Here is a 577-nt window from a genome sequence, read left to right as displayed (position 1 = left end):
CCACCTTCCGTCAGCTCCCGGCTCCTGAACCCGCTCAATGCGCTCTGGCCAGGGAGTTGCCACGGCGGCAAGTTCACCTGGTTGTGCACCCTGCCCATGCAGATGGGCAGGTCTGCGTCTCCCGCGATAAAGCTGACGATGACCTCCTGGCCGATGCGCGGAATCTGGATACCCCCGAGCTGGTTGCCCGCCCACGGCGAGCTCACCCGCACCCAGCAGCTGCTGTGCTGGTTCTTCTGTCCTTGCCGGTCCCAGGGGAACTGCACCTTGATGCGCCCCAGCTCGTCGGTCCACAGGTTCTGCCCCTCGGGGCCCACCACCAGCGCCACCTGGGGGCCGACCATGGCGGGCTTGGGTTGGGTCGGCTCGGGCCGCAGGGGCTCTGTGACCGGGTGGGCCGTGAAGTCGACCTGCACGCGCCACTGCTGCTTCCGGTCAGGACTGGCTTCGCGGTTCTGGCTGTCTTCGGCGACGTCTTCGATGAGGAAGTGGGTGTCCAGGATCAGGTACTCGGCATTGGCTGATTCCCTCGGGTGCTTCTTCAACTGGAAGGTGCATCCGGGCACCATGCCCCGCA

The 577-nt window shown here is 66.2% G+C and carries 1 protein-coding gene; it reads right to left on the bottom strand.

The annotated features are described in order from the left end of the window. Positions 1-545 (bottom strand): type VI secretion system Vgr family protein (locus tag AC3WQM_RS32005; protein ID WP_492683865.1); only part of this gene is annotated, 545 nt, incomplete at its 3' end. Between the last annotated feature and the right edge of the window lie 32 nt (positions 546-577).

The sequence above is a fragment of the Variovorax sp. FW301-JW7 genome, assembly GCF_058788795.1.
This window is presented reverse-complemented; position numbering and strand designations above follow the sequence as displayed.